6 protein-coding genes and 1 pseudogene are annotated in these 9,937 nt (G+C 65.0%); 6 read left to right on the top strand and 1 reads right to left on the bottom strand.

Features of this window, described 5'->3' with window-relative positions; all coding sequences use genetic code 11:
* Window positions 1-21 precede the first annotated feature (21 nt).
* Window positions 22-954 (bottom strand): LysR family transcriptional regulator, encoded by a 933-nt coding sequence (locus tag ACKAE7_RS13590; RefSeq protein WP_408979454.1) that lies wholly within the window; start codon window positions 952-954, stop codon window positions 22-24.
* A gap of 160 nt (window positions 955-1,114) precedes the next feature.
* Between ACKAE7_RS13590 and ACKAE7_RS13595 the strand changes: the two genes are divergently transcribed.
* The 6 genes and pseudogenes from ACKAE7_RS13595 to ACKAE7_RS13620 form a co-directional block, all read left to right on the top strand.
* Window positions 1,115-2,419, top strand: coding sequence for an aromatic ring-hydroxylating oxygenase subunit alpha (locus ACKAE7_RS13595; protein WP_408979455.1), 1,305 nt, complete (start codon window positions 1,115-1,117; stop codon window positions 2,417-2,419).
* The gene (locus ACKAE7_RS13600) at window positions 2,416-3,831 is read left to right on the top strand and encodes a ferredoxin reductase (protein ID WP_408979456.1); all 1,416 of its coding nucleotides are present in this window, start codon (window positions 2,416-2,418) and stop codon (window positions 3,829-3,831) included. The genes ACKAE7_RS13595 and ACKAE7_RS13600 overlap by 4 nt, the downstream gene beginning before the upstream one ends.
* 251 nt (window positions 3,832-4,082) lie before the next feature.
* Window positions 4,083-6,005, top strand: a complete 1,923-nt coding sequence (locus tag ACKAE7_RS13605) for a BCCT family transporter (protein ID WP_190614137.1) — start codon at window positions 4,083-4,085, stop codon at window positions 6,003-6,005.
* Between the two features lie 3 nt (window positions 6,006-6,008).
* Complete coding sequence (gene purU, locus ACKAE7_RS13610; protein ID WP_188809849.1) at window positions 6,009-6,938, top strand: formyltetrahydrofolate deformylase; 930 nt, start codon at window positions 6,009-6,011, stop codon at window positions 6,936-6,938.
* 36 nt (window positions 6,939-6,974) lie between these two features.
* Window positions 6,975-9,482 carry an FAD-dependent oxidoreductase gene (locus ACKAE7_RS13615; protein ID WP_408979457.1) on the top strand — a complete coding sequence of 836 codons (2,508 nt, stop codon included), beginning with the start codon at window positions 6,975-6,977 and terminating at the stop codon, window positions 9,480-9,482.
* Window positions 9,483-9,602: 120 nt separating this feature from the next.
* Window positions 9,603-9,937, top strand: a pseudogene (locus ACKAE7_RS13620) (endonuclease); the annotation flags it as partial.

Consider the following 9,937-nt stretch of genomic DNA (forward strand, 5'->3'; position numbering starts at 1 on the left):
GCGTCCGCGCGCCGGCGGCGCTCACAGATCCTCTTCGAGACGGGCGGTAAGGATCCGGTTGGCGTTGACCTGCAGGATGCGGAGCGACTCCTGGATCAGGGGTGAGGCGATGCTGCCCCTGCGCACCGCGGCGACGATGCGGCGCGTGGGTTTCGCCCTGCCGGTGATACGTAGCCGAACCACGTTCTCAGCACCATGCAAAGGTGCCAGCCGGGGCAGCAGGCCGACCCCCAGCCCCGCACCCACGAATGCGATGTGGGTCTCCCATTCAACGGCTTCATGGGCAATCCGCGGTGTCACCCCGACTGCCGTGAACGCCGCCGTGAAGAGGGAATGGTAGGCGGAACCGGCGGCCTCCGTGATCCAGGGCTCCGACGCCAGCTCTTCAAGCGTCGCCGTTTCCCGTGACGCCAGCGGATGGTCGCCGGGAATGATCACGTCCAATGGATCGTCGAGCAGGACTCGCTGCTCGAAGCGCGGGTCGTCCTCGCCATAAGTGTCGGACTGCATGGCGACTATGACCGCAAGGTCGATTCGTTCGGCAATCAACAAGTCGAAGCAGCGGGCGGGTTCAGCCTCAAGGACCTGCACCTCCAGCAGGGGGTGCGTTGAGCGCAAGGTGGCGGCCAGCGGCGCGAGCAGGTGGGCTGCTGCAGAGGAGAATCCGCCGAGGCCAAAATGGGCCTGCACCTGGTCACCGGCCTCCATGGCCGCGGCGCGCAGGCTCTCCCACTGGGCAATGAGGGGATCCGAGCCCGCCACGAGAAAGCGTCCCGTGGCGGTAAGCCGCACGCCCCGGCCGTCTTTCGCCAGCAGCTGCATTCCAAGCACGCGCTGGAGCTCCCGCAATTGCGCGGAGACGGCGGAGGGGGAATAGCCCGTGAGCTCCGCGGTCGCGCCGATGGTGCCGCACCGGGCGAAGACGCGGAGCGTGATGAGTCGCGCATCGATCATGCACCTATTGTGCAGGGTAATCTTCAGAATTTTGCGCTTTTATTGCAGCGCTTGTGACCCTAATCTCATCACAACAAGTCCTTCGATCATTGCCGCTGCCAACCGCGCACCCGTGATCACCACGCAACACCCACTATCCATGCCTCCCGGGAGGAAACCCATGACTGCTTCAGTGAACGTGCCCCTCAATTCACGCGGAAAACTCGCTGCATCATTGCCTGCCGAGCAGCTGGCGGAGGTCACCGCGTTATTTGAATTCCGGCGGGCCGGCTACTCCCTCGATGCCCCCTTCTACACCGATCGCTCCATTTTCAACATCGACATGGAGGCCATTTTCGGCCAGCACTGGATCTTTGCCGCCAGCACCGCGGAACTGCCGGAGCCGGGCGACTACGTCACCGTCGACTACGGGCCGTACTCCCTGATTGTGCTGCGCAACGACGACGGCGGCGTGAACGTCCTGCACAACGTATGCCGCCACCGCGGCGCCCGCGTCCTGACCGAAGCTGCCGGGTCGACCGGAAACCTGGTCTGCGGCTACCACTCCTGGACCTACTCCCCGGAGGGCAATTTGATCCACGCCTCCGCGCCGGGGGAGACGAAGTTCGACAAGAGCTGCTTTGGCCTCAAGCGCGCCCACGGCCGCGAGGTCGCCGGACTCATCTTCGTCTGCATTGCGGAGGAACCGCCAGCGGACTTCGACGAGACCGCGAAGATCTTTGAGCCCTACCTGGCGCCCCACGATCTCTCGAAGACAAAAATCGCTTACCAGCAAAACATCATCGAAGAGGGCAACTGGAAGCTCGTCATGGAGAACAACCGTGAGTGCTACCACTGCGACGGCCACCCTGAGCTCGCATGTTCCCTCTTCCCCACCTGGGGCCTGACGGAGGGCCTGGTCCCGCCCCACCTGGAGGAAGTGTGGGACCGGAACAAGGAGGCCCAGTCCTCCCTCGAGGAGCGTTGCCGCCGCTACGGCCTTCCCTACGAGGTGGTCGAGCAGCTTGACACGCGCATCGCGGGAATCCGCATCTCACGGGAATCACTCGATGGAGAGGGCGAATCGTTCTCCGCCGACGGGCGCAGGCTTTCCAAGAAGCTGCTCGGCGACTTGCCCGACTTCCGCCTTGGCCGCTGCTCCATGCACCTGCAGCCCAACAGCTGGTTCCATTTCCTCGGCGACCACGTCATCACGTTCGGTGTGTTCCCTATCAACGAACACCAGAGCCTCGTACGCACCACGTGGCTGGTGGCTGACGACGCCGTGGAAGGCGTGGACTACGACCTGGAGAAGCTCACCTACACCTGGAAGCAGACCAACCTGCAGGACAAGGCGTTCGTGGAGCTCTGCCAGCAGGGTGCCGGCAGCCCCGCCTACGAGCCCGGTCCCTACATGAAGAGCGAATACCAGGTCGAGGCATTCATCAACTGGTACGTGCAGCGCGTGCAGGAGCACTTGGCATGATTGAAGTCCTCACTGAAACGGCGATCCAGGAACCGCAGCGTATCCGGGGTCTGGAGATGCCGTGGAACAGGGTGATGGGAAGCACCGAGACACCCGCCCGGGCCGCCCGTGCACTGGGCCCATGGCATCCGCAGGAGTTTATGGCCGAATGCGTCGAGACCGTTCCCGAGGCCGGCGGCATGATGACCTTTGTGTTCCGGCGCTGCGACGGTGCGCCCCTGGCGTTCCGTGCCGGCCAGTACGTGAACGTCGCATTCCCCGTGAATGGCGAGGATCAGGAACCGGTGGACCGCAGCTACTCGCTTTCAAGTTCGCCCACCGAGCCGTGGACCTTCAACATCACCGTCAAGTGTGACCCCACGGGGCTGGTCTCGCCATGGGTGCACGATAACGTCAAGCCCGGCACCGTTCTTGAGATGCTGGGACCGGTGGGAGCATTCCACCTGCCCGATGCGGACCGGCGGGCCCGATACCTCTTGCTGGCCGCCGGCGCAGGCATCACTCCCATCATGTCCATGGTGCGGACCATCCACTCCCTGCCCGGACACGCCGATGTAGTGGTGCTCTACCACGGCTCGGATGCTGGGGGCTTTGCCTTCCACCGGGAACTGGCCTACATCGCCTCCGTGGACTCACGCATCAAGATCCACTACTCTCTGGGCGACCGCAGTGTGCCGGAGGGATGGGAAGGGCTCAGCGGAAGACTGACGGCAGCCATGCTCGAGGAGGTGGCCCCGGATGCCAACGGTCGCCAGGTGTACGCATGTGGTCCTGAAGGTTACCTGAACACCGCCGCCGAGCTCCTCAAGAAGGTCGGCGTCGACGACACGTCCATCTACATGGAGTTCTTCTCCGGAGACCGCCAGACGCTCCTTGAATACCAGGCGGAGGTGGCGCTTGCAGCCGACGTCGCGGAGGAGATCGCTGAGGAGATCGCCGAATCCGCCGAGGACTACTTTGAAAGCCAGCCGGCCGCGTTCGGCCTTTACGAGCCTGGTTACGACGCCGACGGAACCCTGCAGGCCTCCGGGATGCCGCTGGAAGTCGTCGACCCGGAGGCGCCCGGCTTCGACTCCTCCGCCGACAGCCCGGGCGGGGAGCCGGACGCCGATTCCCCTGACGCCTCAAGCTTCGACACGGTGGGAACAGGCAGCCTCACCATGTCCTTCACGCGCACCGGCATCAATGTGCGGATCGACCCCACCGAGCGCATCCTCGAGGTGGCCCAGCGTGCCGGTGTCAGGATTGGCGCGAACTGCAAGGAAGGCATGTGCGGCTCCTGTAAGGTCGTCAAGCTTTCAGGGGATGTCGAGATGAACCACCAGGGCGGAATCCGGGCTCGGGAAATCTCTGCAGGCAAGTTCCTGCCCTGCTGCTCCACCGCGCAGACGGACCTGGTGATCGATGCCTGATCCTGTTCTGGGACCACTGTCAAGGTGCAGACGAAAACCCTGAAACAGGGCTTAAGAAACCGAAAAAACCTTGACACGCGGTTATGGCCAGCGCCACGCTGTTGCTTATTACGAGATGCGTTGATCCTTGCGGAACAACTGAACCGCCAAAAAACAAAATCTGCTCACTGAATGCCAAGAAGCTAGACCTTTCGACCGGCCTGGGGACGCCGGAGTACAACGCCCAATGAATTCAAACCAAAGGACCTGCCATGGCTTTGAACAGCGACATCCGCCCGGATGCCCAAACCCCTCTTGAGCTCAAGGATCCCCAACCCATTCCTGCACCGGAGAACTCTCCGTCCGCCCATGATTCACACGTCGCGGAGGACACCCAGCAGATCATGCAGGAACTCCGCCAGACCAAGGCCGAGCAGGCTGTCGCGGAGCGGCGGAACCGTAAGCTCACCCTCGACAAGGCCACCTTCGGCATCACCGGCATCCTGGCCCTGGCGTTCGTGGCCTGGGGCTTCCTGGGCCGGGACAGCCTGGCCGCAACCTCAACCGTCGCGCTGGACTGGGTGATGGAGTATACCGGCTGGCTCTTTATGGTGCTGGCCTCGCTGTTCGTCGTATTCGTCCTCTGGCTGGCCCTCGGAAAATGGGGCAACATCCCGCTGGGCAAGGACGGGGAACGGCCCGAATTCCGGACGGTCTCATGGATCGCCATGATGTTCGCCGCCGGCATGGGCATCGGCCTGATGTTCTACGGCGTGGCCGAGCCGCTGTACCACTACATCGCCCCACCGCCCGGCACCGTGGACGGCCGGACGCCCGCTGCCATCCAGACGGCCATGGCCACGTCCATCTTCCACTGGACCCTGCATCCCTGGGCGATGTACGCCGTCGTTGGAATCGCCATGGCCTACGGCACCTACCGCCTGGGGCGCAAGCAACTGATCTCCGCGGCCTTTACGTCCCTGTTCGGCATCAGGACGGTGGAGGGGCCGGTAGGAAAGTTCATCAACATCCTGGCAATCTTCGCCACGCTGTTCGGCACGGCGGCCTCCCTGGGACTCGGCGCCCTGCAGATCGGCAGCGGACTGAGCTCAAACGGCTGGATGGGCGAGGTGGGTACGCCCGTGCTCGTGGCCATTGTGGCCGTCCTGACCGCCTGCTTTGTGGCCTCGGCAGTGTCCGGCATCAGCCGCGGCATCCAGTGGCTGTCCAACATCAACATGGTCCTGGCCGTGGTCCTGGCGCTCATCGTCTTCATCGCCGGGCCAACGCTGTTCATCCTCAACCTCATCCCTGCCGCAGTGGGGGACTACGCCCGGGACCTCGCCGAAATGTCCTCCCGCACCGAGGCAGTCGGTGACGAGGCCCTTCGCACCTGGATGTCCGGCTGGACCATCTTCTACTGGGCATGGTGGGTGTCCTGGACGCCTTTCGTAGGCATGTTCATCGCCCGGATCAGCCGCGGCCGCACCATCCGGCAGTTCGTCACCGGCGTCCTGCTGGTCCCCAGCGTTGTCAGTGTCATCTGGTTCGGCATCTTCGGCGGTGCCGCGTTCAAGGTGCAGGAGAAAGCGGACCAGGCGGGCCAGCCGGGACTGGTGGCCATGACTGACGGAGCTCCGTCCATCGACTTCGACGGAGCACTGTTCGACCTCGTCAACAACCTGGCCATGCCGGGCTGGCTGACCGGAGCAGTCATTGTCCTGGCCATGGTCCTGGTGGGAATCTTCTTTGTCACCGGCGCCGACTCGGCGTCCCTGGTGATGTCCTCCCTGAGCTCCAACGGTTCAGCCGAACCAAAACGCGGACTGGTCATCTTCTGGGGCCTGCTCACCGGTGCCGTGGCGGCAGTGATGCTGCTCGCCGGAGGCGACAAGCCCTCGGAGGCGCTGTCCGGGCTGCAACGCATCACCATCGTCGCGGCCCTGCCGTTCGTGCTGGTCATGCTGCTGCTCTGCTTCGCCCTGGTCAAGGACCTGCGCCGGGATCCGCTGTCCCTGCGGCGGCGGCTGGCTGACTCAGTGGTGGAACGCGCCATCCGGACCGGCGTGGACCAGCACGGCGGCGTCCAGTTCGATCTCGTGACCCAGCATCAATGTGACCAGCGCTGTTCGGAGGACGGCCCCTGCGCCGCTTCCCCCGCTGACACCCAAGCCCCCGCAAAGAACCAGGAGTAGACCATGACCACAGTCCTCGAGGGCCGCCCCACCGCCAACGCGACGGCGGAAGCCGGCGCCGTCCCCAGTGTCCGCAGTACCGGCACCGCACAGTACGTCCTCACGCTTGCGTGCCCGGAGCGCCCCGGAATCGTCCGGGCGATCACCGCATTCCTCGCTGACCGCGGCTTCGACATCGTTGAACACCAGCAGTTCGATGACCATATGAGCGGCAAGCTCTACCTGCGCACGGCCTTCACCCCGGGAGACAAGGAAGTTTCCGCGGAAGGCCTCAGCGCAGAGTTCGCTGCCACTGCCGATGAGTTCGGCATGGAGTTCGCCATCCACGACGGCAGCCCCCAGCGCGTGCTGGTGATGGTCTCGAAATTCGGCCACTGCCTCAACGACCTCATCTTCCGGTGGCGCGCCGGAAGCCTGGGTGCGGAGATCGCCGTCGTGGTGTCCAACCACGAGGACCTCCGCCCCATGGCGGAAGCCGCCGGCCTGCCGTTCATCCACGTCCCGGTCACGGCGGACACCAAGCCGCAGGCCGAGGCGCGCCTGCTGGAACTGGTCGAGGAGTACCAGGCAGACCTGGTGGTCCTGGCCCGCTACATGCAGGTACTCTCGGACGGCCTCAGCAAGACCCTTCGCGGCCGCGCCATCAACATCCACCATTCCTTCCTGCCCGGTTTCAAGGGGGCCAAGCCTTACCACCAGGCCTACGACCGCGGCGTGAAGCTCATCGGAGCCACCGCACACTACGTCACCGCAGACCTGGACGAGGGCCCGATCATCGAGCAGGAAGTGTTCCGGGTGGACCACAGCCTGGACCCGAATGCACTGGTCACTGTAGGCAGGGACGCCGAATCGCAGGCACTGTCCCGCGCAGTCAGGTGGCACTGCCAGCACAGGGTCCTGCTCAACAACACCCGCACCGTCGTCTTCCGCTAACGCGAACGCCCGCCACGCAAAACAGGAGAAATACTTATGAGCGCATCACCACGCGTTGTCATCATCGGCGCCGGCATCGTCGGAACCAACCTTGCCGACGAACTCGCCACCCGGGGCTGGACCAACATCACGGTGGTGGAACAGGGCCCGCTGGAACTCGCCGGCGGCTCCACCTCGCACGCGCCGGGCCTGGTGTTCCAGAACAACCCGTCACGGACCATGACCGAATTCGCCACGTACACGGTGAACAAGCTGCTCGCCCTGAGCAAGGACGGCGAGTCCTGCTTTAACCAGGTGGGCGGCCTGGAGCTGGCAACCACCCCCGAGCGCCTGGCTGACCTCAAGCGCAAAATGGGCGTCATGACCTCCTGGGGAGTCGAAAGCCGGATCGTCGACGCCGACGAATGCGAAAAGATCTACCCCCTGCTGAACACCGGCAAGCTCACTGGCGGCCGTGAAGTCCTGGGTGGCCTGCTCATCCCCACGGACGGCCTGGCCCTGGCCGCCCGTGCGGTGCAGCTGCTGATGGAGCGCTCCAGCGAGCGTGGCGTGACGTACCAGGGCAACACCACGGTCACCGGCATCGCCCAGGAGGGCGGCAGGGTGACCGGCGTCGAAACCGTCAACGGACTGATCCCGGCGGACATCGTGGTGTCATGTGCAGGTTTCTGGGGCCGTGAACTCGGCAAGATGGTGGGCCTGGAGGTGCCGCTGCTGCCACTGGCCCACCAGTACGCCATCAGCAACCCGCTGCCCGAACTCGAGGGCGTCAACGAGCTCCCCAAGGGCGCCAGCAAGCCTATCCTGCGCTACCAGGACAAGGACCTGTACTACCGTGAGTGGGGCGACCGCATCGGCATCGGCAGCTACGCGCACCGTCCCATGCCGGTGGACATGTCCGCCCTGCCGAAGGTCTCCGCGGAGGAAATGTCGGACCACCGCATGCCCTCCCGCCTCGATTTCACCCTGGAAGACTTCCTGCCCGCGTGGGAGGACAGCCAGGATCTCCTGCCGGCGCTGCGCAACTCCGGGATCCAGGACGGCTTCAACGGCATCTTCTCCTTCACCCCGGATGGCGGCCCGCTCATGGGCGAGGCTCCCGACCTCCAAGGCCTGTTCGTGGCCGAAGCCGTCTGGGTGACACACTCCGCCGGTGTTGCCAAGGCAATGGCGGAGCTGCTGGTTGACGGCCACCCGCAGACGGACCTGCACGGCTGCGAGCTCACCCGCTTTGAAAAGGTGCAGACCTCCGACGCGTACGTCAGCGAAACTTCCCAGCAGAACTTCGTGGAGATCTACGACATCCTGCACCCGCTGCAGCCCAAGGAATCCCCGCGGGACCTGCGCGTCAGCCCGTTCAACGTCCGGCAGAAGGAACTGGGGGCCTTCTTCCTGGAGTCCGCCGGCTGGGAGCGTCCGCACTGGTTCGAGGCCAACCGCGGCCTGCTGGAGGAGCTTCCCGCAGAGTGGCAGGCGCCGGAACGCGACGAGTGGTCCGCCATGTTCTCTTCCCCCATCTCTGCGGCCGAGGCGTGGAAGACGCGTACCGCCGTCGGACTTTTCGACATGACGCCCCTGAAGCGGCTCTCCGTGGTGGGTCCCGGCGCGCAGGCGCTGCTGCACCGGCTCAGCACGGGCAACATCGCCAAGAAGCCGGGTGCCGTGACGTACTGCCTGCTCCTCGAGCACGACGGCGGCATCCGCAGTGACGTGACGGTGGCGCGGCTGGCGGAGGAAGACTTCCAGCTGGGCGTCAACAGCAACGTGGACTTCGACTACCTGCGGGTGGAGGCCCGGAAGCAGTCGTCTGCCGATCCCGCCCAGTGGGTGCATGTTTCCGACGTCACCGGCAGCACCTGCTGCATCGGGCTGTGGGGTCCGCTGGCCCGCGAAGTCATCGGCAAGGTCAGCTCCGACGACCTGACCAACGACGGGCTCAAATACTTCCGCACCAAGGAAATATCCGTTGGCGGCATCCCCGTCACGGCCATGCGGCTCTCCTACGTGGGCGAGCTCGGCTGGGAGCTGTACACCACCGCCGAATACGGCCTGAAGCTGTGGGACCTGCTGTTTGAGGCGGGCCGGGAACACGGCATCATCGCCGCCGGTCGCGGCGCGTTCAACAGCATGCGGCTCGAGAAGGGCTACCGGCTGTGGGGCACGGACATGACCTCGGAACACCACCCGTACCAGGCCGGCCTGGGCTTCTCAATTGCCAAGGACAAGACCGGGTTCGTGGGGTGTGAGGCCCTTGCGGCGCGCAAGGAGCAGCCTTCCGCGCGGGAGCTGCGGTGCCTGACGGTCGACGACGGCACGTCCCTCGTGCTGGGCAAGGAACCGGTGTACGTGGACGGTTCCGCAGTTGGGTACGTCACGAGTGCCGCCTACGGTTACTCCGTGCGGAAGCCGATCGCGTACGCGTGGCTGCCCGCCTCGGTGTCCGTCGGTGATTCGGTGGAGGTTGAGTACTTCGGCAAGCGCATCGCCGCCACGGTCTCTGCCGAGCCGCTGTTCGATCCGGGCATGGAGCGCCTCCGGGGCTAGCCCCGGAACCTGTCCGGACTTGTCGTCGGGAAACGGGGGTCGCCGAAGAGGCGGCTCCCGTTTTTCGTGTGCTGGCTCGGTTCCCGCCTCATTGTCAGACCCCCTTGCCATGATTGGTTTATGGGCAGCGAAGCGGTGGTGAAGGCGTTTGCGGATATCAGGGCCGCCCTTGCTGTGCTCAATGCGGAGGTGGACGGGTGTGGCGCGGAGCCGTTCTCTGCTGCTGATCCGTTGGCCGGGCTGGCCGATGGGAACCTGGACATCCTCGCCGGCGCAGCGGCTGTGGAGGCCGGCATGGCAGGTCTGAAGGCCCGCGCTGCCATGAAATACGCCGACACCGCCCATGCCCTGGCCCCTCCCGGGACGCCTGCCCGCGCGCAGGAAATGGCCGTCGCCGCGGAGATCGGGTGCGTGCTGGCCATCGGGCCGCGGGCCGCCAGCGCGTTCCTGTCCGT

The sequence above is a fragment of the Pseudarthrobacter sp. NKDBFgelt genome, assembly GCF_046097905.1.
Classification (GTDB): Bacteria; Actinomycetota; Actinomycetes; order Actinomycetales; family Micrococcaceae; genus Arthrobacter; species Arthrobacter polychromogenes.